Below are 24831 nucleotides of genomic sequence, written 5' to 3'. Positions count from 1 at the left end.
CGCCCTTAGAAGCGGGACGCAGAGTGTCCCAAGAGGCGTTACCACGCAGAGCGTGGGAATGATCATCGGGTGTGAGCCCGCATGCGCCCTGGCGCTTGGCCGTAGGTGTCCTTGAATTTCTTGCTGAACGCCGCCTGGGACTGATAACCCACCTGGGCGGCGATATCGATCAGGCTCAGGCGTGACTGGCGCAGCAGGTTGAACGCCATCTCCATGCGCAATTGGGTGAGCAACACCCAGGGCGATACACCTGCCACTTTGACGAACGCACGCATAAAGGTCGCACGGGACATGCTGGCCGCCGACGCCAGACCATCGATGGTCCATTCATGCCCAGGTTCGGCCAGCATGGCTTGCCAGGCCTTGCTCAAGCGCTTGTCAGCGAGCAAGGCGAAGGTTCCCGCCCCTGGCGCCTGGTCGCTCAGCCAACTGCGCAGGATCAATGTGAACAGGGCTGACGACAGCGCATTGATAAACGAACGGGCACCCACTTGCTGCCCGTCCGCTTCACTGCGCAGCAACGCTATCAACGCCGCCAGTTGCCCATCGCCTTGCCACTGGCGGCTGGACACCACCAGGTAGTCCGGCAACGCATCGAACAACAGCGATTGGCGGTTGTAGTGAAAGCTGCCACACAGCATATCCACATCCGGCTGTTCACCGCCCAAACGGTGCACGGTCAGCGCACCCCCCTCGATAACGCGAGGCTGCATCGGGCGGATCCGCGCGCCCTGGCTGCGCAGCAAGTGGGTACCGCCACCGGGCATCAGCAGGATATCGCCCTCCTCCAACGTTACATATTGCCCGCCAGACAACTCGGCGCGGCAGGTGCCGCTAAGCACGATGTGATAAGGCGCCACGCCGAGGTTTTCCGGCGCATGGTCCAACGCCCAGTCCCCTTGGAACTGGCAACGCAAATCCAGACTGCCGCGCAGGTTGGCCAGCGCGATAAGGGTGTCGATGGCATTCATTTGCGAGCATCGGTCAAAAAAATGAGCGGATTGAACAATAGCCGTAGCCTTCAACGCTACAGACTGGCTTCACACCCAACCTGTTCAGGAGTTACCGCAATGTTCAATAACTGGTCCGACTTGCTGCCTACCGTGAAGAAAGCCTTTGGCTCACTGGGCAAGAGCAACCCGAAGATGGTCAAAGCCTACATGGCGCTGGGGGAAGCTGCCGAGGAAAACAATGTACTCGACGCCAAGACCCGTGAACTGATTTCCATCGCGGTGGCGATCACCACCCGCTGCGACGGTTGCATCGGCGTGCATGCCGATGCCGCGATCAAGGCCGGGGCAACCCGCGAAGAAGTGGCGGCCACACTGGCCACCGCGATCTCGCTGAATGCAGGCGCGGCCTACATCTACTCGTTGCGCGCCCTGGAAGCCTACGACACGCTCAAACCGGCGCCGCAAAGTTAAGCCTGAACTGTTGCGGCGTGACGCCCAGCCGGCGGTTGAACACACTGCGCATGTGCTGGGCGTCGCGAAAGCCGCATTGATAGGCCACGGTTTTAAGCGGTGCGTGGCTGCTTTCAAGCATCACCCGCGCCGCATCCACGCGCGCCCTCTCGACAAATTCCGCCGGCGTAATCCGCGCTTCACGGGCAAACACCCGGGAGAAATTGCGCGCACTCATATTGGCCGCCTTGGCCAGGTCGGCAATGGTCAAGTCTCCCGTCAGGTTGGCCAGCACGTACAGCTGCACCAGCGCCACCGCCGAGGTGGTTTCGGCATGGGGCGTGAGGAACGGGCTGAACTGCGATTGCCCGCCCGAGCGCTGGGTGAACACCACCAGGCGCTTGGCCACGCTCAGCGCCACTTCCGGGCCGTGATCCTGGGCCAGCAAGTACAACGACAGGTCGATACCTGCCGTGACCCCGGCGGAGGTGTAGAGCTTGCCGTCCTGCACATAGAGACGGTCGGCTTCGACCTGGGCCGAGGGACACAGCCGCGCCAGGCTGGCGGCATCGTTCCAATGGGTAGTGACGGTCTTGCCGTCCAGCAGACCTGCACGGGCCAGCATGAAGGCGCCATTGCAGATCGAGCCGAAGCGCTGCGCCTTCGCGGCGGCCGCGCGCAGCCAAGCGTCAAACTCGAAGCCGAAATCCTCGAAGGGTAACTGCGGGCCACCGGCGACCAGCAACAGGTCATAGGGTTGCCGGGCTTCGCTGTAGTGCTTGTGCGCCTGCAGTGACAAACCGTTGGAGGCCGCCATGGCGCCGTGGCCAAAGCCGAGTACTTCCAGCCGATAGTGATCCTCGGGCGCCAGGAAGCGGTTGGCCTCGCAGAACACATCCATCGGCCCGCTCACGTCCAGCGACTGGACACCGGGGAAGATCAGGATGGCGACGGTTTTGCCCATGGTCACAAACACCTTTTTCCAACTGGATAAACGCGACCCCCTTGTGGGAGCTGGCTTGCCTGCGATGCAGACGACTCGGTACCTCAGGTACACCGAGGTGATGCTATCGCAGGCAAGCCAGCTCCCACAGGGGATCGCCTACATGCTTGGCACGATGTGGCGGCACATTGGCCGGGATCGCCTCCCTGTGGCGATAGCCGCTTCAGGGTCATGGGACCAGACTGGAATCTTTCCAGAGGAGATCCACCATGAGCACCACCATAGCCGGTATCCAGATCCCTGACAGCACCTTGGCCAGGGCCACCACCGAATACATCCGCGACGTCGAATCGGACCTGCTCTACCACCATTCGCGCCGCGTCTTCCTGTTCGGCGCCTTGAGCGGTGAGCGCAAGCAATTGGCCTACAACCCGGAGTTGCTCTACGTCGGCGCGATGTTCCATGACCTGGGCCTGGTGGAAGGCCACCGCAGTGACGACGAGCGTTTTGAAGTGGACGGCGCCAACGCCGCCGCCGCATTTCTCAAGCCCTATGGGTTGAGCGATGACGATATCGAACAAGTGTGGCTGTCCATCGCCCTGCACACCACGCCGGGTGTGCCGCAACACCTGCGCCCCACCGTAGCACTGGTAACCGCCGGGGTGGAAATGGACGTGTTGGGCATGGACTACGCCGCGTTCAGCAGCACGCAGCGCGAAGCGGTGGTGCACGCGCATCCACGAGGTGAAGGGTTCAAGGAGTGCATTATCTGCGCGTTCGCCGACGGTTTGCGCCATCGCCCGCAGACCACGTTTGGCAATGTTAAGACCGACGTGCTGGTGGACCAGGAGCCGGGGTTCAAGCCGATGAATTTTGTGCAGGTGATCCGCACGTCGCCGTGGGCGATGTAATCAACCTGAAATGCAATCAAATGTGGGAGCTGGCTTGCCTGCGATGACGGTGAGTCAGCACCTTATAAGTGACTGATACACCGCCATCGCAGGCAAGCCAGCTCCCACACTTTTATCCTGTTCCGGCAGTCAGACCGGCGCTGGCGCCCGGCGCTTGTCCGGCTGCTGCCAGCCATCCGCTGCGGCTTCTTCAATCGCTTGCTGAATAGCCTTCTTGCGATGCTCTTCGGCCCGACGGCTGAAGAACCACACCAGGAAGGTCACCAGCGACACCGCCAACAGAATCAGGCTCGCCACGGCGTTGATCTCGGGTTTAACCCCCAGACGCACCGCCGAGAACACTTCCATCGGCAAGGTGGTGGAACCAGGGCCCGACACGAAGCTGGCCAGTACCAGGTCGTCCAGCGATAACGCGAACGACATCATGCCGCCCGCCGCCAGCGACGGCGCGATCATTGGGATGGTGATCAGGAAGAACACCTTCCATGGCCGTGCGCCCAAGTCCATCGCCGCTTCTTCGATCGACAGGTCCAGCTCACGCAAGCGCGCCGACACCACCACCGCCACATACGCCGCACAGAAGGTGGTGTGGGCGATCCAGATGGTGACGATGCCACGTTCCTGGGGCCAGCCGATCATCTGTGCCATGGCCACGAACAGCAGCAACAGCGACAGACCGGTGATCACTTCGGGCATCACCAACGGTGCCGTCACCAGGCCACCGAACAGCGTGCGGCCCTTGAACTGGCTGATGCGCGTCAGCACGAAGGCCGCCAGGGTACCCAACGCTACAGCCGCCACCGCCGTGTAACAGGCAATTTCCAAGGAGCGGGCCACCGAGCCCATCAACTGGGTGTTGTCCAACAGGCCCACGTACCACTTGATCGACCAACCGCCCCACACTGTTACCAGCTTGGATTCGTTGAACGAGTAGATCACCAGGATCAACATTGGCAGGTAGATGAACAACAAGCCTGCGACCAGCATGAAGCTGGAGAAACGAAAGCGCTTCATATCTTGCCCTCCAGCTCTTTGGCTTGGCTGCGGTTGAACAGAATGATCGGCACGATCAGGATCGCCAGCATCACCACCGCCAGGGCAGACGCCACCGGCCAGTCACGGTTGTTGAAGAACTCTTGCCACAACACCTTACCGATCATCAGGGTTTCCGGGCCGCCGAGCAGTTCAGGAATCACGAACTCGCCCACCACCGGGATAAACACCAGCATGCAACCGGCGATGATGCCGTTCTTGGAGAGCGGCACGGTGATTTTCCAGAAGCTGTTGAAGGTGCTCGAACCGAGGTCCGAAGCGGCTTCCAGCAGGCTCTGGTCGTGCTTCACCAGGTTGGCGTACAGGGGCAGGATCATGAACGGCAGGTACGAATAGACCACGCCGATGTACACCGCGATGTTGGTGTTGAGGATCTGCAGCGGCTCGTTGATCAAGCCCATGGACAGCAGGAAGCCATTGAGCAGGCCGTTGTTGCTGAGGATGCCCATCCACGCATACACCCGGATCAGGATGGCGGTCCAGGTGGGCATCATGATCAGCAGCACCAGCACGGTCTGCATCTCTTTGCGCGCGGTGGCAATGGCGTAGGCCATCGGGTAGCCGATCAGCAGGCACAGCAGCGTGCTGAAAAACGCCATCTTCAGCGAGCCCAGGTAGGCGGCGATGTACAACTCGTCGCCCGCCAGCAAGCTGTAGTTGGCCAGGTTCAGCACCACCTCCAGCTTTTGCTCAACGTAGGTATAGATCTCGGTATAGGGCGGGATCGCCACATCGGCTTCGGCAAAGCTGATTTTCAGCACGATGAAAAACGGCAGTGCGAAAAACAGGAACAGCCAGAGGAAGGGAATCCCGATGACCACCTGCTTGCCATTGGGCACGATGCGATCCAAGCGCCGCTTGAATTTCTTCATGTTCATGAGCGAAGTACCACGCCGCTGTCGTCTTCCCACCACACGTACACCTGGTCACCCCAGGTTGGGCGCTGGCCACGGCGTTCGGCGTTGGCGACGAAAGACTGCACCAGCTTGCCGCTCGGCAGCTCCACGTAGAACACCGAGTGGCCGCCCAGGTAGGCGATGTCGTGCACCTTGCCGCTGGACCAGTTGTGCTCGCAGGTTGGCATTTCAGTGGTCACCAGCAGCTTTTCCGGGCGAATCGCGTAGGTCACCGACTTGTCTTCCACCGAGGTGGCGATGCCGTAGCCCACGTAGATGTCGCGGTCCAGGTCCGGGCACTTGAGCACCGCGTGGCCTTCAGCGTCGTCCACCACTTGGGTGTCGAAAATGTTGACGTTGCCAATGAACTCGCACACCAGGCGGCTGGTGGGAGTTTCGTAGATATCGATGGGGCTGCCGATCTGGGCGATCCAGCCCAGGTGCATGATCGCGATGCGTTCGGCCATGGTCATGGCTTCTTCCTGGTCGTGGGTCACCATCACGCAGGTCACCCCAACGCGCTCGATGATCTCCACCAACTCAAGTTGCATCTGCGAGCGCAGCTTCTTGTCCAGTGCGCCCATCGGCTCATCGAGCAGCAGCAGCTTCGGGCGCTTGGCCAAGGAGCGGGCCAAGGCCACACGCTGGCGCTGGCCGCCGGACAATTGGTGCGGCTTGCGCTTGGCGTACTGGCTCATCTGCACCAGCTTGAGCATCTCGGCCACGCGTGCGTCGACTTCAGCCTTGGGGATCTTGTCCTGTTGCAGGCCGAAGGCGATGTTCTGCGCCACGGTCATGTGCGGGAACAAGGCGTAGGACTGGAACATCATGTTGATCGGCCGCTCGTAGGGCGGCATGTCGGTGATGTCCACACCGTCGAGGTAGATGCGACCTTCGGTTGGGCGCTCGAAACCTGCAAGCATGCGCAGCAAGGTGGATTTGCCCGAACCCGAACCGCCGAGCAAGGCGAAGATCTCGCCTTTCTTGATTTCCAGGGACACATCGTCCACGGCAATCGTCTCGTCGAACTTCTTCGTGACCCGGTCGATTTTGACCAACACCTTTTTCGGTGTCTGGTCGCCCTCGAGGGCTTTCTTATAGGCGCCGGAGGCAACTGCCATTTACGAAACTCCCAAAAAAAACTGTGCAGCCGGCCCAATGCGGGCCAGCCTTGGATAGTTTTAGCCTTACTTGCCCGTCTTGACCTTGGTCCAGCTACGGGTCATTAAACGCTGCACTTTCGGGGGTAGCTCAAAGTTGACGAATGTCCGCTCGAGAACCGCCTGCGGTGGGTAAACCGCTGCGTCGGTGCGTATCGATTGCTCCATCAGTTTGTCCGCCCCTGGGTTAGGGTTGGCGTAACCGACTTGATCGCTGACCTGAGCGATCACCTCAGGCTGCAGCAAATAGTTGATGAAGGCGTGGGCTTCCTTGACGTTGCTGGCATCCTTGGGAATCGCCAGCACGTCGAACCACAGGTTGCCGCCTTCTTTGGGAATCGTGTAGGCGATGTTCACGCCTTTGCCCGCCTCCGCCGCACGGGCCTTGGCCTGGAACACATCGCCGGAGAAACCGGCCGCCACGCAGATGTTGCCGTTGGCCAGGTCCGAGATGTATTTGGAGGAATGGAAGTAGGTCACGTAGGGCCGCACTTTCAGCAGTTTTTCCTCGGCTTTCTTGTAGTCGGCCGGGTTGGTGCTGTTGGGGTCCAGGCCCATGTAGTTGAGTACTGCGGGCAGCATTTCATCGGCCGAGTCCATGAACGACACGCCGCAAGTGGCCAACTTCTTCATGTTTTCCGGTTCGAACAACACGGCCCAGGAGTCGATCTTGTCGACCCCCAGCACTTCCTTGACCTTGTCGACGTTGTAGCCAATGCCATTGGTGCCCCACAGGTACGGCACCGCGTACTGGTTGCCCGGGTCGTTCTTTTCCAGGCGCTTGAGCAGCACCGGGTCGAGGTTGGCGTAGTTTGTCAGCAGTGACTTGTCGAGCTTCTGGAATGCCCCGGCCTTGATCTGCTTGCCCAGGAAATGGTTGGACGGCACCACCACGTCGTAGCCGGTGCGCCCGGCGAGCAACTTGCCTTCCAGGGTTTCGTTGGAGTCAAACACGTCATACACAGGCTTGATACCGCTGGCCTTTTCGAAGTTGGCCAGGGTGTCGGGGCCGATGTAGTCCGACCAGTTATAAATATGCACCGTCGGTGCGGCCTGTACGCTGGCAGCCAGCGTGATACCTGCACCCACCAGCATGGCTTTGCGAAATAAAGAAATTGGCAAGTGGAGGTCCTCTTGAATAGTTGGGGCCTTGAAGTTGTTGCCCGGCAACAAAACCGGCGCGCAACTTACCGTCGATAAACCGATCCGGCAAAACTTTCTTTGATCTAATTTGTGGGAGGGGGCTTGCCCCCGATGGCGATGCACCATCCGAGAGAATCGCCGACTGACACTCCGTCATCGGGGGCAAGCCCCCTCCCACAGGTTTTGAGGCTTACTTGCCCGATTTGATCTTGGTCCAGCTACGGGTCATTTCACGCTGAGTTGCCGCTGGCATGTCGGCAATGGCGTAGAGCTTGGATTGCACTTCGGCCGACGGATAAATACCCGGGTCGCTGGTGATGTCTTTATCGACCAGGGCAGTGGCTTTCTCGTTACCGTTCGGGAAACGCACACTGTTGGTGATCGCGGCCATGACGTCTGGCTTGAGCAGGTAGTTCATGAATGCGTAGGCAGCCTCGACGTTTTCGGCATCCTTGGGAATGGCGACCATGTCGAAGAAGCTGCCAGCACCTTCCTTGGGAATGTCGTAGGCGATCTTGACCTTGCCACCGGCTTCAGCCGCGCGGGTTTTGGCCTGTTCGATGTCACCCGAGTAGCCCACAGCCACGCAGATGTTGCCGTTGGCCAGGTCGGAGATGTACTTGGAGGAGTGGAAGTAGCCGATCGAAGGACGGATTTTCATGAACAGGTCTTCGGCCTGTTTCAGATCAGCCTTCTTCGTAGTGTCGGTCGGCAGGCCCAGGTAATGCAGCGCTACCGGCAGCATTTCGGTTGGCGAATCGAGGAAGCTCACGCCGCAGCTTTTCAGCTTGGCGATGTTTTCCGGCTTCATCAGTACGTCCCACGAGTCGATCTTGTCCACGCCCAGTGCGGCCTTGACCTTCTCCGGGTTGTAGCCGATGCCCATCGAGCCCCACATGTACGGGAAGGCGTGCTTGTTGTCCGGGTCGCTGACCGATACGGCTTTGAGCAGGGATTTGTTCAGGTTGCCGTAGTTGGACAGCTTGGACTTGTCCAGCTCCTGGTAGACACCGGCCTTGATCTGCTTGGCGAGGAAGCTGTTCGACGGCACGACGATGTCGTAGCCGGACTTGCCTGCCAGCAACTTGGCTTCCAGGGTTTCGTTGCTGTCAAAAACGTCGTACACCACTTTGATGCCCGACTCTTTTTCAAAGTTGGCGATGGTGTCCGGTGCAATGTAGTCGGACCAGTTGTAAACGTGCAGCACTTTATTGTCTGCCTGGGCCGCGCCCGCCATTGCGCCCATCAGGGACAAGGCGAGGAGGGTCTTGCCAGCGTTCTTCAAACCTAATGCCTTCATTTGGTGATGCTCCAATTTTTTCTTTTTTGGGCCACAAGCGTTGTATGTTTTACGGCCCAACCGAAGGGCAACAAAACAGGGCGACAGTCTGGCAAGTTCAGGGGCCGGCTTTCAACCAAAGCCCCTGCATTTTTAACTGCCCAGTGCACCGCGCACTGAGCCTAGCACTTAGCCCTGCAAGGCAGCCAAAGTCAGATCCAGGCAATGGCGGGCCTTGGTTACCAGCTCGTCGATTTCAGCCTTGCTGATGACCAGTGGCGGCGAAATGATCATGGTGTCGCCCACGGCGCGCATGATCAGGCCATTTTCAAAGCAGAAGGTTCGGCAGATCATGCCCGCGCCTTTGCCTTCATGACGCTTGCGCGTCGCCTTGTCCTGCACCAGCTCGATCGCACCGAGCATACCGACGCCGCGGACTTCACCCACCAGCGGATGATCGCCCAGTTCCCTCAGACGCTTTTGCAAATACGGTGCCGTTTCGTCGTGCACACGGTTAACGATGTTTTCATCGCGCAGGATCCGGATGTTTTCCAGCGCCACGGCCGCGGCCACCGGGTGGCCGGAGTAGGTAAAGCCGTGGTTGAAATCGCCCCCTTCGTTGAGCACCTCCACCACTTCGTCACGCACGATCAGGCCGCCCATGGGCACGTAGCCCGAGGTCAGGCCCTTGGCGATGGTCATCATGTGCGGCTTGAGGTCGTAGAAAACGCTACCGAACCACTCACCGGTACGGCCGAAGCCGCAGATTACTTCGTCGGCGACAAACAGGATGTCGTACTTGGCGAGGATTTCCTTGATGCGCGGCCAGTACGTGGCAGGCGGCACGATCACGCCACCGGCACCCTGGATCGGCTCGGCAATAAAGGCGCCGACGTTGTCCACGCCCAGCTCCAGGATTTTCTCTTCCAACTGGTTGGCGGCCCACACACCGAATTCCTCGGGGCTCATGTCGCCGCCTTCGCCAAACCAGTAGGGCTGCGCGATGTGAGTAATGCCCGGGATCGGCAAGTCGCCCTGCTCGTGCATATAGGTCATGCCGCCCAGGCTGGCGCCGGCCACGGTAGAGCCGTGGTAGCCATTTTTGCGGGCAATGATGGTTTTCTTGTTGGGCTGGCCCTTGATCGCCCAGTAGTGGCGGACCATGCGCAACATGGTGTCGTTGCCTTCGGAGCCAGAGCCGGTGAAGAACACGTGATTCATGCCTGCCGGCGCGACATCGGAAATGACCTTGGCCAACTCCAACACCGGCGGGTGTGCGGTCTGGAAGAACAGGTTGTAGTACGGCAGTTCTTTCATCTGCTTGGCGGCGGCATCGGCCAGTTCATCGCGACCGTAACCGATCGCCACGCACCACAGGCCGGCCATACCGTCGAGGATCTTGTTGCCTTCGCTGTCCCACAGGTAAACGCCGTGGGCTTTGGTGATGATCCTTGGGCCTTTCTCTTTCAATTGCTTGAAGTCGCTGAACGGAGCCAGGTGGTGATCATTGCTCAAGGCTTGCCATTCACGGGTTTGCGGGTTGTTGCTGGACATACCAATCTCCTAGACTTTTCAGTGAAGGCGCGCCGTTTGAAGGGCGCGCCCGGCGCATCAGACGGCGAAGAGCAGGAATTCCCGCTCCCACGAACTGATCACGCGCTTGAAGTTTTCATGCTCGGCCCGCTTGACCGCGACGTAGCCTGTGATGAATTTTTGCCCCAGATATTTCTCGATGGTCTTGCTGTTTTCCATGCGTTCCAGGGCGTCTTCGATGGTCAACGGCAGGCGCAGGTTGCGTCGCTCGTAACCGCGGCCCACCACCGGCGCGCTCGGGTTATGGCCTTCGACCATGCCGATGTAGCCGCACAACAGGCTGGCGGCAATCGCCAGGTACGGGTTGGCGTCGGCGCCCGGCAGGCGGTTTTCCACGCGGCGATTCTGCGGGCCGGCATCCGGTACGCGCAGGCCGACGGTGCGGTTTTCTTCGCCCCATTCCACGTTCACCGGCGCCGAGGTGTCGGGCAGGAAGCGGCGGAACGAGTTCACGTTGGGGGCGAATAAAGGCAGCAATTCAGGGATGAATTTCTGCAGGCCGCCAATATGGTTGAGGAACAGTTGGCTCATGGTCCCGTCTTCATTGGAGAAGACGTTCTTGCCGGTGGCAATGTCGATGATGCTCTGGTGCAGGTGCATCGCGCTGCCGGGCTCGCCGGTCATGGGCTTGGCCATGAAGGTGGCGGCCACGTCGTGCTTGAGCGCGGCTTCACGCATGGTGCGCTTGAACACCAGGATCTGGTCGGCCAGAGACAGGGCATCGCCGTGACGGAAGTTGATTTCCATCTGCGCGGTGCCGTCCTCGTGGATCAGGGTGTCGAGGTCCAGTTCCTGCAGTTCGCACCAGTCGTAGACGTCTTCGAACAGCGGGTCGAATTCGTTGGCTGCTTCTATAGAGAAGGACTGGCGACCGGTTTCCGGGCGGCCGGAGCGGCCAATCGGCGGTTGCAGCGGGAAGTCCGGGTCTTCGCAGCGCTTGGTCAGGTAGAACTCCATCTCCGGCGCCACGATGGGCTGCCAGCCGCGGTCGGAGTAGAGCTTGAGGACTTTCTTGAGCACGTTGCGCGGCGACAGCTCGATCGGGTTGCCTTGCTTGTCGTAGGTGTCGTGGATCACCTGGGCAGTCGGCTCGATGGCCCAGGGCACCAGGAATACCGCGTTCTGGTCGGGGCGGCAGATCATGTCGATGTCGGCCGGGTCGAGCAATTCGTAATAGATGTCGTCTTCGACATAGTCGCCGGTCACGGTCTGCAACAGAACACTCTCGGGCAGGCGCATGCCTTTTTCGGCAATGAACTTGTTGGTCGGCGAGATCTTGCCCCGGGTAATACCGGTGAGGTCGCCAATCATGCATTCGACTTCTGTGATCTTGTGGTCTTTCAACCAATCGGTGAGCTGGTCGAGGTTGTTACTCATAAATGCCTCTGGGCTGGGTTTCCTGGCATCCATTAAAGGCCAGGCGTTGGTTGACGCAGCATCCGCGTCGTTTTTTCATTCAGGGTAGGAGCTTACCTGCCATTTGCCCATGGGTTGCATTCCTCAGGCCAAAGTTGTGCGCAATTATGATCGGCACGGCGGATGAGGGTCGCTCAGCGGCGTCGGAGATGGCAAAAAGGAGATCGGCCGGGCCGTCAAGAATATTGGCCGGTGCCTGGGCATTCACGCGGGGCGAACGAACTGCGGACAACGCCTGGCTGGAGCAGGCAGAGACGCCGATTGGCGGCAGGTGAAACATGAAGCACCCCGGTATTATTGCTGTTATGGGTTTGAATCGAGCTTAGCCTTGTTCATTTTTTTACACAACACCCCCGTAAAAAATCCTACACGGCCCGCTCAAGCCTGCAGGTCCCAAGCCCCTAAAACCCAAAAAACCGCCCCAAAACCCCGCAAAAAAGGCTTCATGGCGCTTTTTTAGGGCAAAAAATGCCTCGCTTGACTTCGGCAGGCCGTTCGGGTTGACTGAAACCAGAAAAGATCAATGATTGATATTTTTAACAACAAAGGTGTTGCATCATGTCGGTACCCCCGCGTGCCGTTCAGCTTAACGAAGCGAACGCGTTCCTTAAGGATCATCCTGAGGTTCTGTACGTAGACCTTCTAATTGCGGATATGAATGGTGTGGTGCGCGGTAAGCGCATCGAACGCACCAGCCTCCACAAGGTTTACGAGAAGGGCATTAACCTGCCTGCCTCTTTATTTGCCCTGGATATCAACGGCTCTACGGTGGAAAGCACCGGCCTGGGCCTGGACATCGGTGATGCTGACCGAATCTGTTATCCAATCCCCGACACCCTGTGCAATGAACCCTGGCAAAAGCGCCCCACCGCGCAACTGCTGATGACCATGCACGAACTTGAAGGTGAACCTTTCTTCGCCGATCCGCGCGAAGTGCTCCGCCAAGTTGTCACCAAGTTTGACGACCTCGGTCTGACCATCTGCGCCGCTTTCGAGCTTGAGTTCTACCTGATCGACCAGGAGAACGTGAACGGCCGCCCACAACCGCCCCGCTCGCCGATCTCCGGCAAACGCCCGCACTCGACACAGGTCTACCTGATCGACGACCTCGACGAATACGTCGACTGCCTCCAGGACATTCTGGAAGGTGCCAAGGAGCAAGGCATTCCGGCCGATGCCATCGTCAAGGAAAGTGCCCCGGCGCAGTTCGAAGTGAACCTGCACCACGTCGCCGACCCGATCAAGGCCTGCGACTACGCGGTACTGCTCAAGCGCCTGATCAAGAACATCGCCTACGACCATGAGATGGACACCACCTTCATGGCCAAGCCTTACCCAGGCCAGGCAGGCAACGGGCTGCACGTACACATTTCCATTCTGGACAAGGACGGCAAGAACATCTTTGCCAGCGAGGATCCCGAGCAGAACGCCGCATTGCGTCACGCGATCGGCGGTGTGCTGGAGACCCTACCCGCCCAAATGGCGTTCCTGTGCCCCAACGTCAACTCCTACCGTCGTTTCGGCGCACAGTTCTACGTGCCGAACTCGCCGTGCTGGGGCCTGGATAACCGCACCGTGGCGATTCGCGTACCCACCGGCTCGTCCGATGCCGTGCGTATCGAACACCGTGTGGCTGGCGCCGATGCCAACCCTTACCTGCTGATGGCCTCGGTATTGGCGGGCGTACACCACGGCCTGACCAACAAGATCGAGCCGAACGCTCCAGTGGAAGGCAACAGCTACGAGCAGAACGAGCAGAGCCTGCCGAACAACCTGCGCGATGCGCTGCGTGAGTTGGACGACAGCGAGGTGATGGCCAAGTACATCGATCCTAAATACATCGATATCTTCGTCGCCTGTAAGGAAAGTGAGTTGGAGGAGTTTGAACACTCCATCTCCGACCTTGAGTACAACTGGTACCTGCATACCGTGTAAGCGGTTGCTGCAATAAAAGAACGCCGCTGATTTTGGTCAGTGGCGTTTTTTTATGGGTTTATTTTGGGAAACCGGGTTGGCCTCATCGCAGGCAAGCCAGCTCCCACAGTGGAACGCATTTCAAGGTTGGAACTCGGTCAAATGTGGGAGCTGGCTTGCCTGCGATAGCGGCTTGGCAGACAACACAGATTCCTGCTCATACAATGCCTGCTGCCTTGTAGGAGACATCCATGACCACCCGCCCCGCCACTGTTCGCAAACCCCGCGCCCGCAGCCAGGCCCGGATCGATGCGATCCTCGACGCCGCCCGCACCTTGCTGGCCGCCGAAGGTGTGGCCAGCTTGTCGATCTACAGCGTGGCCGAACGAGCACAGATTCCACCGTCATCGGTGTACCACTTTTTCGCCAGTGTGCCGGCGTTGCTTGAGGCGTTGACCGCTGACGTTCACGCAGCCTTTCGCGCTGCCATCCAGGCGCCCATCGAGCATGAATCTCTCAAGCATTGGCGCGACCTGTCCTACATCGTTGAACAACGCATGCTCAGCATCTACAGCAACGATGCCGCGGCGCGCCAGTTGATCCTGGCCCAGCATGGGTTGACCGAAGTGACCCAGGCCGATCGCCAGCATGATCTGGAATTGGGCGACTTGATGCTGGCGGTGTTCAATCGCCACTTTGAAGTGCCAACGCTACCGGGCGATGTGGACGTGTTTGCCCTGGCATTGGAGTTGAGCGACCGCGTGTACGCGCGCTCGGTGTATCAGCATGGGCTGATTACGCCGCGCATGGCGGAGGAAGGGATGCGGGTGTTTGATGCGTATGTGGGGCTTTATTTGCCGGCCTATCTGCCCAAGCGCTGATCGTTCCCACGCTCTGCGTGGGAATACATCCCGTGACGCTCTGCGTCACCTTTGGCACAGCGGGACGCGGAGCGCCCCAGGCGGCATTCCCACGCAGAGCGTGGGAACGATCAGTGGGGTTATCACAACTTGGCAATCGACACCTCAGTGGATTTCACAAAGGCAATCACTTCACTGCCGATCACCAGCTCCAACTCCTTGACCGAACGCGTGGTGATCACCGAGGTGACAATGCCGGACGCGGTCTGCACGTCAATTTCCGACAGCACGTCGCCGACCACGATTTCCTTGATGGTGCCTTTGAACTGGTTACGCACGTTGATGGCTTTAATAGTCATGGTGTTTTTCCTGTGTGAGTTATTGAGCCCAACGCAATTGCGTCGGCAGCGGTGAAACAGGTTCGGGTTCCGGTGGGGAACCGGGTAGCGACAGCACGCGGTTGAGCACTTCGGCTTCCAGCGCGGCCAGGCGGTGTGAGCCACGGGCCCGTGGGCGTGGCAGGTCGATGTTCAGGTCGAGGCCGATTTCGCCGTTTTCAATCAGAATTACGCGGTCGGCAATCGCCACGGCTTCGCTGACGTCGTGGGTCACCAGCAACACCGTGAAACCGTGCTTGCGCCACAGGTTTTCGATCAGTTGCTGCATCTCGATGCGGGTCAGGGCATCCAGTGCGCCCAGCGGCTCATCGAGCAGTAACAGGCGCGGCTGATGGATCAACGCCCGTGCGAGTGCCACGCGCTGTTTCTGGCCACCGGACAACGCCGCCGGCCATTCATTGGCGCGCTCGGCCAGGCCAACCGCTTCCAGCGCATCCAGCGCTTTGGGCCGCCAGTCGCCCTTGAGGCCCAGGCCGACGTTATCGATGATCTTCTTCCATGGCAGCAAGCGCGCTTCCTGGAACATCAACCGCGTATCTTCAATCGCTTCGTGCAGTGGCGCGGAGCCGGCCAGCAGCTCGCCGCCACTGGCTTTGTCCAGCCCCGCCAACAGGCGCAGCAAGGTACTTTTGCCGCAACCGCTGCGGCCGACCACAGCCACGAACTGCCCCGCAGGAATATGCAGGTCGATCTCTTTGAGCACTTCGCGGGTACCAAAGGCCTTGCGCAATTTGCGCACCGCCAGTGGGATACCCTTCAACAGACGCGGAGGTTGTTGGGCCGTCATGCTGCACCTCCTTTGACTTGATACGCCGGATGCCAGCGCAGCCACACACGTTCCAGCCCACGGGCTGCCAGGTCGGCCAGTTTGCCGAGGATGGCGTACATGACGATGGCCAGTACCACCACGTCGGTTTGCAGGAATTCACGGGCATTCATCGCGAGGTAACCGATGCCGGAACTTGCCGAAATGGTTTCCGCCACGATCAGCGTCAGCCACATGAAGCCCAGGGCGAAGCGCACCCCCACCAGGATCGACGGCAGCGCGCCCGGCAGAATCACTTGCCAGAACAGGCTGAAACCGGACAAGCCATAGCTGCGCGACATTTCCACCAGTGCCGGGTCGACATTGCGGATGCCGTGGTAAGTGTTCAGGTAGATCGGGAACAAGGTACCCAGGGCCACCAGGAAAATTTTCGCGGTCTCATCAATGCCGAACCACAGGATCACCAGCGGAATCAGCGCCAGGTGCGGCACGTTGCGGATCATCTGCACCGAGCTGTCGAGCAAGCGCTCGCCCCACTTCGACAAGCCGGTGATAAAGCCCAGGGCCAGACCGATGCTGCCTCCGATCACAAAGCCCAGGCCGGCGCGCCAGCCGCTGATGGCCAGGTGCGTCCAGATTTCGCCGCTGACCACCAGGTTCACCCCGGCTTCGATCACTGCACTCGGCGCTGGCAGAATGCGCGTCGACAACCAACCCGCCGACACCGACAACTGCCACACCGCCAGCAATAAGATCGGCAGCACCCAGGGCGCCACGCGATGGCTGATTTTTTCTAAGTCCATAACGGCGCCTCAGCTCTGTGACGCAGCTTTGGGAAGGATGTCGTTGGCCACCATCTCGCCAAACGGACTGACGTAGCCGGCGCTTTTTGGCAGCTCGGGACGTTCGATATCCAGGTGCGGGAACAACAGCTCGGCGACCCGATACGACTCTTCCAGGTGTGGATAACCGGAGAAGATAAAGGTATCGATACCCAGGTCCGCGTACTCCTTGACCCGCGCCGCAACCGTTGGGCCATCGCCCACCAGCGCCGTTCCTGCGCCGCCACGTACCAGGCCGACGCCGGCCCACAGGTTGGGGCTGACTTCCAGGTTGTCACGGCTACCGCCGTGCAAGGCTGCCATGCGTTGCTGGCCCACCGAATCGAAGCGCGCCAAGGACGCCTGGGCGCGGGCGATGGTCTCGTCGTCCAGGTGGGAGATCAGTTTGTCGGCGGCTTTCCAGGCTTCGTCGTTGGTTTCGCGCACGATCACATGCAAGCGAATGCCAAAGCGCACCGTGCGTCCCAGTTTTGCAGCCTTGGCGCGTACCTGCGCGATCTTTTCCGCAACGGCTGCCGGCGGCTCGCCCCAGGTCAGCACCATCTCGACCTGTTCGGCCGCAAGGTCCTGGGCGGCTTCGGAGGAACCCCCGAAATACAGCGGCGGGCGTGGTTGTTGAATCGGTGGGTAGAGCAATTTTGCGCCTTTGACGCTGATGTGCTCGCCGTCGTAGTCCACGGTCTCGCCTTCCAGCACACGGCGCCAGATGCGGGTGAATTCCACCGACGCCTGGTAGCGTTCTTCATGGCTCAAGAACAATCCGTCGCCAGCCAGTTCTTCCGGATCGCCACCGGTGACCAGGTTGAACAGCGCACGGCCACCAGACAGGCGATCCAGGGTCGCGGCCTGACGCGCGGCCACGGTCGGTGAGATGATCCCAGGGCGCAGGGCAACCAGGAATTTCAAGCGCTGGGTCACGGGGATCAGCGAGGCGGCCACCAACCACGAGTCTTCGCAAGAGCGGCCCGTAGGGATCAACACCCCGCCAAAACCCAGGCGGTCGGCAGCCTGGGCCACTTGTTGCAGGTAACCGTGGTCGACAGCGCGGGCGCCTTCGGCGGTGCCAAGGTAATGACCGTCGCCGTGGGTGGGCAGGAACCAGAAAATATTGAGGCTCATGGAGTTGTCTCCTGAATGAAGTCGGATTACGGCGCTTTGGCAACCGCGGCGGGTGGCGTCCAGATCACGTCCTTGATGCTCAAGGGCTTGGGGATCAATTTGAGTTGGTAGAAGGTGTCTGCGATTTTCTGCTGGGCGGCGACCACTTCCGGGGTCAGGAACAGCGCGCCGTAGCCCTGGCGTTTCACCGATGTGAGGGTGATATCTGCCGGCAGGCCGAGCAGTGGGGCGACCTGCTCAGTCACTTCCTGCGGGTTGGCCTTGGACCATTCGCCTACCGCACGCACCTCTTCCACCAACGCCTTGATCACTTGCGGGTGCTGTTCGGCGTAGGGTTTGGTGGCCAGGTAAAACTGATGGTTGTCGGCAATCCCGGTGCCGTCTCGCAGGGTGCGCGCTTGTAGTTGCTTCTCGGCGGCGGCCTGGTACGGGTCCCAGATCACCCAGGCGTCCACGCTGCCACGCTCGAACGCAGCACGGGCATCGGCGGGGGGCAGGAACACGGTCTTTACGTCGGTGTAGTTGAGGCCGGCATCTTCCAGGGCACGCACTAGCAGGTAGTGCACGTTGGAGCCTTTGTTGAGCACGACCTTTTTACCGTTGAGCTCGGCCACCGATTTGATCGGCGAGTCCTTGGGCACCAGGATCGCTTCGCTGGTAGGCGCGGGTGGTTCGTAGGCGACGTAGAGCAAATCGGCGCCGGCCGCCTGGGCGAACACCGGTGGGGTTTCGCCGGTAACGCCGAAGTCGATGGAGCCAACGTTCAGGCCCTCGAGCAATTGCGGGCCACCGGGAAACTCGGTCCACTGCACCTGCACGCCTTGGTCGGCCAGGCGTTTTTCCAGGGTGCCCTTGGCCTTGAGCAGCACCAGGGTGCCGTACTTCTGATAACCGATCCGCAAGGTCTCGGCGGCTTGGGCTTGAACGATGGCGCCGAGGGACACAGCCGCAGCAAAGAGTGCGACCAGACCACGACGCAAGATGACAGTGCGCATGGCGCTCTCTCCAACTGTGCGATTAGGGTTTTGGCTGCACCTGCTTGGCCGTTGTCGGCTGAGTAAGGTGAGTGTTTCCAGCTTTTCGGGGTGAGGCTCAGATGCTCCAGCGAGCACTCAACAAACGTTCATTCAGTACGTCAGGGTCCAAAGGTTTTGGCCGTCGCGCCATGGCGCTGTAGAGCTGCTCCAGGGCTTCGTGCAGACGCTGTTCAAGTACCGGCACCAGTTGCGCCTGAACACTGCCTTCGCCATAGGCGATCTGGCTGTCTTCGGCAAAAATACCGTGGAGCAATTCCTGGGCCTTGAGGGCCGACAGCACCGGCTTCAGGGCGTAGTCCACCGCCAGCATGTGGGCGATGCTGCCGCCGGTCGCCATCGGCAACACCACCTTATGGGCCAGCGCACGCTCCGGCAGCAGGTCCAGTACGGTTTTCAACGCCCCGGAAAACGACGCCTTGTACACCGGCGTGGCGATCACCAGGCCGTCGGCATTGGCGACTTGTTGCAGCAGGTCAATGACCTTGGGGCTGTCGAAGCGTGCGTGCAGCAAGTCTTCAGCCGGGAAGTCCCGTACCTGGTAACTCACTACTTCCACGCCCTGCTGTTGCAGCCACTGACGGGTTTTATCCAGCAAGACCCCGGAGCGGGAACGCTGGCTGGGACTGCCTCCAAGTGTTACGACCAGCATGCAGGAGATTCCTTGAGCAAGTGTCGGCGGTTCGCTGTACGGCGATGGCGCCAAGATGGGATAGACCTTATCAGCAGATTTATATATCTATAAATCTTATTTATTCATTTGTTTATTCCATAAAAACATAAGCGATTGATCAATCCCCAGGCGAAAAAAAAGGCCGTGGAAACGGCCTGAAAACCCCTGCTGTGAGTCAGTGCTTTTTGGTAGGAGCGAGCTTGCTCGCGAAAAACTCACAGGCGCCGCGTTCATTCAGGAAGCGCGCGTTATCGTTGACGTTTTTCGCGAGCAAGCTCGCTCCTACAGAGGGATGGTCCGTGATGCCTTAACGATTGGGTTGTGGGGTAAGACGCAGGTACGGCTTCACCGCGCGATAGCCCTTGGGAAAGCGTTTCTTGATCTCTTCCTCGTCCTTGAGCGACGGCACGATCACCACCTCATCCCCATCCTGCCAGTTGGCCGGTGTTGCCACCTTGTGGTTGTCGGTCAGCTGCAGCGAGTCGATCACCCGCAGGATTTCATGGAAATTACGCCCGGTGCTGGCCGGGTAGGTGATGGTCAGGCGGATCTTCTTGTTCGGGTCGATCACAAACAAGGAGCGCACGGTGAGGGTATCGCTGGCATTCGGGTGGATCAGGTCGTAGAGGTCCGAGACCTTGCGGTCGGCGTCGGCCAGGATCGGGAAGTTGACCACGGTGTTCTGGGTCTCGTTGATGTCTTCGATCCACTTGTGGTGCGAGTCCACCGGATCTACCGACAGGGCGATGGCCTTGACGCCACGCTTGGCGAATTCATCCTTGAGCTTGGCGGTAAAACCCAGCTCGGTGGTGCACACCGGCGTGAAGTCCGCAGGGTGGGAAAACAGCACACCCCAGCTGTCGCCCAGCCATTCGTGGAAGCGAATCTTGCCGGCGCTGGAATCCTGTTCGAAGTCGGGGGCGATATCGCCCAGTCTTAGGCTCATGGTGTGGCTCCTGATGAGTGCTTATGGAGCCCACTGTGCATGGATTTTTGGTGATTTAAAAAGAATAAATATCGATTTATCTAGACGATAAAAGAATATTAAAAATCAGTTCATTGGACTTGGGAACGGCCTGAGGCCAACATCGCCTTCAAGGTTCGAGAAGGCCTTGAGACGCTGCAAAAAAGAGGGATTCAGGAAGGGCTTGCGGGGGTTGAGCCCGACTTGAATAGCAAGACACCTTGCCCGGCATTGCGCCGGGCAAGGTTTTACAGTCTTACAACAGCGGGATCGAGTAGCTGACGATCAAGCGGTTTTCGTCCTGGTTACGCGCGTTGGCGATGTCGCTGCGCCACATAGCGTTTTTCCACGCCACGCCGACGTTCTTCAGCGGACCTTCCGGTACGACGTAGGCAACAGTGATGTCACGCTCCCACTCGGACTGGCCGGTGAACTCGGTACGGTTGCTGGCGACGGTGTCGATATGATCACCTTTCAGGTAAACCACACCGGCGGTCAGGCCAGGCACGCCGACTTTGGCGAAGTCGTAGGAGTAGCGAGCTTGCCAGGTACGCTCGCCGGCACGGGCGAACTTCTGGATTTGCATGTCGGTGGTGATGTAAGCCGACGAGCCGTCACCCTGGTTCAGCCAAGGGAAGTCGCTGCTGCCGTTGCTGACCTGGTAACCGCCACCGAAGGTGTGACCGGCCACCGAGTACAGGAACAGGCCGCTGTACAGGTTGTTGTCGACTTTGCCACGGCCGGAGTTCACGCCGCTGTAGTTGCCCGTCGAGAAGTAAGCGGACTGGTTGCCGTTGTTGCCATCGTCGGAGCTGTTGAAGTAACGCAGGTCAGACTTCAGCACGCCAGGACCGATGGCCCAGTTGTGGGTCAGGCCCAGGAAGTGTTGCTTGTAGAAATCTTCCAGGTTGCCGTAGTAGTACTGGGCGGTCAGATCCTTGGTGATCTTGTAGTCGCCACCGGCGTAGTAGAACTTGTTGCTCGAACGCCAGTTCACACCGCGGCTGTTGGCGCCGGAAATGGACAGGCTTTCGTTGTTGCTGGAGTTACGGCCCTTGGCCTTTTCGATCTGGCCAGCAACCAGAGTCAGGTCCTTGATGTCGCTGGAGGTGATCTGGCCACCTTGGAAGGTTTGCGGCAGCATACGACCATCGTTGGTGACGATGACCGGCAGCTTGGGCTGCAAGGTACCCAACTTCAGTTCGGTTTGAGAGATCTTGGCCTTGGCAGTCAGGCCCAGGCTGGAGTAGTTATCAACGGCTTCGCCATTGGACTTGCTCGGGAAGATCGTGCCACCGTAGGAGCTGGCAGTCGCGCCGTTGGTGCCACCGCCGGAATCCAGGCGAACACCCAGCAGGCCGATAGCGTCCAGACCGAAGCCGACGGTGCCTTGGGTGTAACCGGAGATGAAACGCAGATCGAAGCCTTGGCCCCATTCTTCGTTGCGGCTCGGGTTGGCCGTGCCTTCGCGGTTATCGGTGTTGATGTAGAAGTTACGCAGGCCCAGTGTGGCCTTGCTGTCTTCGATGAAACCGGCAGCGCCTGCTTGCTGGGCGATTGCGCCCAACGTTACAGCCACAGCCAAAGTGGACTTCTTCATGTACCGCTCCTCTCATTTCTAATTTTTGTATTTCTTTGGTCTCGGGTCTGACGCCCTCGATCCACAGATGCGCGATTAGCGCCAGATAGTGACCACCAAGTCAATCGTAACCTTGTGTGTCTACTACCTTCGTCTAATCGCAGTTGATTTGGTCCCTGCAGGGTAATGAGTTTTTCATACACCCAAAAAGAATTATTTCATTCTTTTTCATACGATCCAGGAATAAGACTTTCCGTGAAGCTGGCCGGTCAGGATAGACGCGCCGCTCCATAAGCTAATTCCTAAAGGGTATTTACTGGTGCTTTTTTAGATCGATTAGTGTTGCCGTACGGTTGCATACGTCACTCACGATCAAAAAGGCGACGCCATCATGGCCAAACGCACATCCTCCCGTCAATTTGTTACAGTTTTTGTATCGCTATTACTTTCTTTTGGTGTCAACGCCGCCGACCTGACGGTGGGTTACCAGACCGGCATCGATCCCAGCAAGGTTCCCCAGGCCGACGGCCTGTATGAAAAAGCCATCGGCGAAAAAATCGCTTGGCGCCGCTTCAACAGCGGGCCAGAGGTAGTCACGGCCATCGCTTCGGGTGATGTACAAATCGGCAACCTCGGCTCCAGCCCGTTCGCGGCGGCGGCCTCGCGCAACCTGCCGATTGTGGCGTTTATCGTATCGGCACAGATCAACGCTTCTGAAGCCCTGGTGGTGCGCAACGGCAGTGGCATCGATAAACCCCAGGACCTGATCGGCAAAACCATCGCCACGCCGTTCGTCTCGACCTCCCATTACAGCCTGCTCGGCGCGCTGAAACACTGGGGGCTGGACACCCAGCAAGTCAAAGTGGTGAACCTGCAACCGGCCGAAATCGCCGCTGCGTGGAAACGCGGCGATATTGATGGGGCTTTTGTGTGGTCCCCGGCCCTGGGTGAAATCCGCAAGAGCGGCAAGACCCTGACAGACGCGGCGCAGGTGGGCCAATGGGGTGCACCCACATTTGAGGTGTGGGTGGCGCGCAAGGATTTTGCGCAAAAACATCCTGAGGTAGTGGCCAAGTTCGCCAAAGTTACCCTGGATGCCTTTGCCGACTATGCCGCCCACAAAGACAGCTGGACGGTGGATTCCGAGCCAGTGCAGAAAATCGCCAAATTGACAGGTTCAAATGCCGGCGACATTCCGGAACTCTTGGCCGGTACGACGTTTCCGGATGCGCAGACACAGCAAACCGCTGCGCTGCTCAAGGGCGGCACGGCGAAGGCGATTGAGGAGACGGCGAAGTTCTTGAAGGAACAGGGGAAGGTGGAGACGGTGCTGCCGGATTATTCGGCGTATGTGACCGACAAATTCATCACACAATAAATACAGTCTTCGGTGGGAGCTGGCTTGCCTGCGATACCAGCAACTCGGTCCTTCAGATAAACCGAGGCGCCACTATCGCAGGCAAGCCAGCTCCCACACAGAGCCGTACTCTTTTACAGGGCCTTTTCAAAGATCTTGGAGTTGCGCTGATAGTTGTACAGCGACGCCCGCGCCGACGGCAGGCGGTCCACGCTGCTGGGTACAAAACCGCGTTCGCGGAACCAGTGGGCCGTACGGGTGGTGAGTACAAAGAGGGTTTTCAAGCCTTGGGCGCGTGCCCGGGTCTGGATGCGTTCGAGCAACACATCGCCTCGCGCGCCGTGGCGGTACTCCGGGTTCACTGCCAGGCACGCCAACTCCCCCGCATCCGAATCCGCGATCTGATACAGCGCCGCGCAGGCGATGATCATGCCTTCGCGCTCGACCACGCTGAACTGCTCGATCTCACGCTCCAGCACTTCCCGCGAACGGCGCACCAGAATGCCCTGCTCTTCCAGCGGGCTGATCAGGTCCAGCAAGCCGCCGACGTCTTCAATCGCCGCTTCGCGCACCAGTTCGAATTGTTCCTGGGCCACCAGCGTACCGCCACCATCGCGGGTGAACAGTTCGGTAAGCAAAGCGCCATCTTCGGCGTAGCTGACGATATGGCTGCGCCCTACTCCACCCCGGCAGGCTTCGGCAGCGGCATCGAGCAGTTCGGCTTGATAGTTGCTGCCCAGGCGTTGCAGGTGCGCGGGTACTTGTTGTGGGCGCAATTCACGCACCAGGCGGCCGTTCTCATCGATCAGACCCGGATCGGCGCCGAACAGCAGCAACTTGTCGGCGCCCAGGTCGATGGCGGCGCGGGTGGCGACGTCTTCGCAGGCCAGGTTGAAGATCTCGCCGGTGGGCGAATACCCCAGGGGCGAGAGCAGCACGATAGAGCGCTCATCCAACAGGCGGTTGATGCCCTTGCGGTCAACCCGGCGCACTTCGCCGGTGTGGTGGTAGTCCACGCCTTCCAGCACGCCAATTGGCCGTGCGGTGACCAGGTTGCCGCTGGCCACACGCAGGCGCGAGCCCTGCATCGGCGATGACGCCATGTCCATGGACAAGCGCGCCTCGATGGCAATGCGCAAATGACCCACCGCGTCGATCACACACTCCAGCGTCGCAGCATCGGTGATGCGCAAGCCTTCGTGGTAAGCCGGGGTAAGGCCGCGTGCTTCAAGGCGGGTTTCGATTTGCGGGCGCGAGCCATGCACCAGCACCAGGCGCACACCCAGGCTGTGAAGCAGCACCAGGTCGTGGACGATATTGCCGAAGTTGGGGTGGTCTACACCATCGCCGGGCAGCATGACCACAAAAGTGCAGTCGCGGTGGGCGTTGATGTAGGGCGAAGCGTGACGAAGCCAGTTGACGTATTCGGGCATAACACCTGGGCCTGTAATAAAAAGCAGCCAAATAAAGGATCAATCGTGAAAGCGCACAGCGGCTGATGGTTATCGTCGGAACAGGCTTGGCGACA

23 protein-coding genes are annotated in these 24831 nt (G+C 59.5%); 5 read left to right on the top strand and 18 right to left on the bottom strand.

Annotated features, from left to right (window positions below; translation table 11 throughout):
• Positions 1-62: 62 nt before the first annotated feature.
• Positions 63-971: an AraC family transcriptional regulator gene (locus FXO12_RS19715; protein WP_034128990.1), complete on the bottom strand. Its 909-nt coding sequence runs from the start codon at positions 969-971 to the stop codon at positions 63-65.
• Positions 972-1070: 99 nt separating this feature from the next.
• Here FXO12_RS19715 and FXO12_RS19710 point away from each other — a divergent pair, with 99 nt between their 5' ends.
• On the top strand, positions 1071-1424 hold the full coding sequence (locus FXO12_RS19710) for a carboxymuconolactone decarboxylase family protein (protein WP_034128991.1): 354 nt from the start codon (positions 1071-1073) through the stop codon (positions 1422-1424).
• Here FXO12_RS19710 and FXO12_RS19705 read toward each other — a convergent pair.
• Positions 1402-2367, bottom strand: coding sequence for a GlxA family transcriptional regulator (locus tag FXO12_RS19705; protein ID WP_034128992.1), 966 nt, complete (start codon positions 2365-2367; stop codon positions 1402-1404). The two genes, FXO12_RS19710 and FXO12_RS19705, sit on opposite strands and share 23 nt — an antisense overlap.
• 248 nt (positions 2368-2615) lie before the next feature.
• Here FXO12_RS19705 and FXO12_RS19700 point away from each other — a divergent pair, with 248 nt between their 5' ends.
• Positions 2616-3257: an HD domain-containing protein gene (locus tag FXO12_RS19700; RefSeq protein WP_057976419.1), complete on the top strand. Its 642-nt coding sequence runs from the start codon at positions 2616-2618 to the stop codon at positions 3255-3257.
• 129 nt (positions 3258-3386) lie between these two features.
• Here FXO12_RS19700 and FXO12_RS19695 read toward each other — a convergent pair whose 3' ends face one another.
• From FXO12_RS19695 to FXO12_RS19665, 7 genes are all read right to left on the bottom strand, one after another.
• A complete protein-coding gene (locus FXO12_RS19695) occupies positions 3387-4271 on the bottom strand; it encodes an ABC transporter permease subunit (RefSeq protein ID WP_003195236.1) in 885 nt (294 codons plus the stop codon).
• Positions 4268-5188, bottom strand: a complete 921-nt coding sequence (locus FXO12_RS19690) for an ABC transporter permease subunit (RefSeq protein ID WP_057976417.1) — start codon at positions 5186-5188, stop codon at positions 4268-4270. Before FXO12_RS19690 ends, FXO12_RS19695 begins: the two co-directional genes overlap by 4 nt.
• Positions 5185-6327, bottom strand: a complete 1143-nt coding sequence (locus FXO12_RS19685; protein WP_003195240.1) for an ABC transporter ATP-binding protein — start codon at positions 6325-6327, stop codon at positions 5185-5187. Before FXO12_RS19685 ends, FXO12_RS19690 begins: the two co-directional genes overlap by 4 nt.
• Positions 6328-6393: 66 nt before the next feature.
• Entirely contained in the window at positions 6394-7488 is a 1095-nt protein-coding gene (locus FXO12_RS19680; protein WP_014720384.1) for a polyamine ABC transporter substrate-binding protein, read from the bottom strand.
• Between the two features lie 211 nt (positions 7489-7699).
• Positions 7700-8794: a polyamine ABC transporter substrate-binding protein gene (locus FXO12_RS19675; RefSeq protein WP_019817783.1), complete on the bottom strand. Its 1095-nt coding sequence runs from the start codon at positions 8792-8794 to the stop codon at positions 7700-7702.
• A 183-nt stretch (positions 8795-8977) separates the two neighbouring features.
• Positions 8978-10342, bottom strand: a complete 1365-nt coding sequence (locus FXO12_RS19670; protein ID WP_057976415.1) for an aspartate aminotransferase family protein — start codon at positions 10340-10342, stop codon at positions 8978-8980.
• Between the two features lie 57 nt (positions 10343-10399).
• Positions 10400-11758, bottom strand: coding sequence for a glutamine synthetase family protein (locus FXO12_RS19665; RefSeq protein WP_003195249.1), 1359 nt, complete (start codon positions 11756-11758; stop codon positions 10400-10402).
• Between the two features lie 597 nt (positions 11759-12355).
• Between FXO12_RS19665 and FXO12_RS19660 the strand changes: the two genes are divergently transcribed.
• Together FXO12_RS19660 and FXO12_RS19655 are read left to right on the top strand one after the other, a co-directional pair.
• Positions 12356-13732, top strand: coding sequence for a glutamine synthetase family protein (locus FXO12_RS19660; RefSeq protein ID WP_003195252.1), 1377 nt, complete (start codon positions 12356-12358; stop codon positions 13730-13732).
• A gap of 230 nt (positions 13733-13962) precedes the next feature.
• A complete protein-coding gene (locus FXO12_RS19655; protein WP_057976412.1) occupies positions 13963-14592 on the top strand; it encodes a TetR/AcrR family transcriptional regulator in 630 nt (209 codons plus the stop codon).
• A gap of 122 nt (positions 14593-14714) precedes the next feature.
• Here the strand turns inward: FXO12_RS19655 and FXO12_RS19650 are convergent, their stop codons facing one another.
• The 8 genes from FXO12_RS19650 to FXO12_RS19615 form a co-directional block, all read right to left on the bottom strand.
• Entirely contained in the window at positions 14715-14930 is a 216-nt protein-coding gene (locus tag FXO12_RS19650) for a molybdopterin-binding protein (protein WP_003176783.1), read from the bottom strand.
• Positions 14931-14949: 19 nt separating this feature from the next.
• A complete protein-coding gene (gene ssuB, locus FXO12_RS19645) occupies positions 14950-15756 on the bottom strand; it encodes an aliphatic sulfonates ABC transporter ATP-binding protein (RefSeq protein WP_032902254.1) in 807 nt (268 codons plus the stop codon).
• Positions 15753-16538 (bottom strand): aliphatic sulfonate ABC transporter permease SsuC, encoded by a 786-nt coding sequence (ssuC, locus tag FXO12_RS19640; RefSeq protein ID WP_003195258.1) that lies wholly within the window; start codon positions 16536-16538, stop codon positions 15753-15755. Before ssuC ends, ssuB begins: the two co-directional genes overlap by 4 nt.
• Before the next feature lie 9 nt (positions 16539-16547).
• The gene (ssuD, locus tag FXO12_RS19635; RefSeq protein WP_003195260.1) at positions 16548-17696 is read right to left on the bottom strand and encodes an FMNH2-dependent alkanesulfonate monooxygenase; all 1149 of its coding nucleotides are present in this window, start codon (positions 17694-17696) and stop codon (positions 16548-16550) included.
• A 26-nt stretch (positions 17697-17722) separates the two neighbouring features.
• Positions 17723-18691: a sulfonate ABC transporter substrate-binding protein gene (locus FXO12_RS19630; protein ID WP_054917067.1), complete on the bottom strand. Its 969-nt coding sequence runs from the start codon at positions 18689-18691 to the stop codon at positions 17723-17725.
• Between the two features lie 97 nt (positions 18692-18788).
• Complete coding sequence (ssuE, locus tag FXO12_RS19625) at positions 18789-19382, bottom strand: NADPH-dependent FMN reductase (protein WP_014720392.1); 594 nt, start codon at positions 19380-19382, stop codon at positions 18789-18791.
• A gap of 328 nt (positions 19383-19710) precedes the next feature.
• Positions 19711-20349 carry a peroxiredoxin gene (locus FXO12_RS19620; RefSeq protein ID WP_003195267.1) on the bottom strand — a complete coding sequence of 213 codons (639 nt, stop codon included), beginning with the start codon at positions 20347-20349 and terminating at the stop codon, positions 19711-19713.
• A 274-nt stretch (positions 20350-20623) separates the two neighbouring features.
• Entirely contained in the window at positions 20624-21967 is a 1344-nt protein-coding gene (locus FXO12_RS19615; protein ID WP_034128998.1) for an OprD family porin, read from the bottom strand.
• Between the two features lie 370 nt (positions 21968-22337).
• Between FXO12_RS19615 and tauA the strand changes: the two genes are divergently transcribed.
• Positions 22338-23324, top strand: a complete 987-nt coding sequence (gene tauA, locus FXO12_RS19610; protein WP_057975330.1) for a taurine ABC transporter substrate-binding protein — start codon at positions 22338-22340, stop codon at positions 23322-23324.
• Positions 23325-23437: 113 nt separating this feature from the next.
• Here the strand turns inward: tauA and argA are convergent, their stop codons facing one another.
• Positions 23438-24736 (bottom strand): amino-acid N-acetyltransferase, encoded by a 1299-nt coding sequence (gene argA / locus FXO12_RS19605; protein WP_003195273.1) that lies wholly within the window; start codon positions 24734-24736, stop codon positions 23438-23440.
• Positions 24737-24831: the final 95 nt, after the last annotated feature.

Source organism: Pseudomonas sp. J380 (assembly GCF_009827115.1).
GTDB lineage: Bacteria > Pseudomonadota > Gammaproteobacteria > Pseudomonadales > Pseudomonadaceae > Aquipseudomonas > Aquipseudomonas paracarnis.
Note: the sequence above shows the minus strand (reverse complement) of the source record. Positions and strands in the feature narration are given on the sequence as shown.